The 684-nt window shown below is 34.8% G+C and carries 1 pseudogene; it reads left to right on the top strand.

Annotated features, from left to right (window positions below):
• A pseudogene (locus INF86_RS22295) lies at positions 1–684 on the top strand (restriction endonuclease subunit S); the annotation flags it as partial.

Genomic DNA, 684 nt, shown 5'->3' with positions numbered 1-684 from the left:
CTGCATTCCTTAGATATATTAGAACCTGAAATAGATGAGCAAACCAAAATCGCTGATTTTCTGTCCTCTGTTGACGAAAGAATTACGTTACTGAACCAGCAGTACGACCTGCTATGTCAGTATAAAAAAGGCATGATGCAGAAGATTTTTAGTCAGGAAGTGCGGTTTAAGGATGAGAATGGGGAGGAGTTTCCTGAGTGGAATTCTTGCCAATTAAAAGACGTAGCAACTCGTGTAACAAGAAAAAATAAAGAAAACAACCAAACAATTCTAACCATATCTGGTCGAGATGGATTGGTTGATCAAATGTCTTATTTTAATAAGCAAATAGCTTCTAAAAATGTTACTGGTTATTATTTGATCAACAATGGTGAGTTTGCGTATAATAAGAGCTATTCACAAGGTTACCCAATGGGTGCGATAAAAATGTTGACTAACTATGATAGAGGTGTGGTGTCAACTTTATATATTTGTTTCAAATTAAATACTAATCAATCTAACAGTTTCTACCAGCATTACTTCGAGAGTGGTCTTCAAAATAGATCTATAGAAAAAGTTGCCCAAGAAGGGGCTAGAAATCATGGCTTGTTAAATATTGGGGTAAATGATTTTTTTGATATAGAACTGCAAATACCGAGCCTAAAAGAACAAATAAAAATTTCGGATTATCTCTCTGCTCTAGAC

Origin of the sequence: Enterobacter cloacae complex sp. I1M (assembly GCF_014982425.1) — a bacterium.
Classification (GTDB): Bacteria; Pseudomonadota; Gammaproteobacteria; order Enterobacterales; family Enterobacteriaceae; genus Enterobacter; species Enterobacter intestinihominis.
This window is presented reverse-complemented; position numbering and strand designations above follow the sequence as displayed.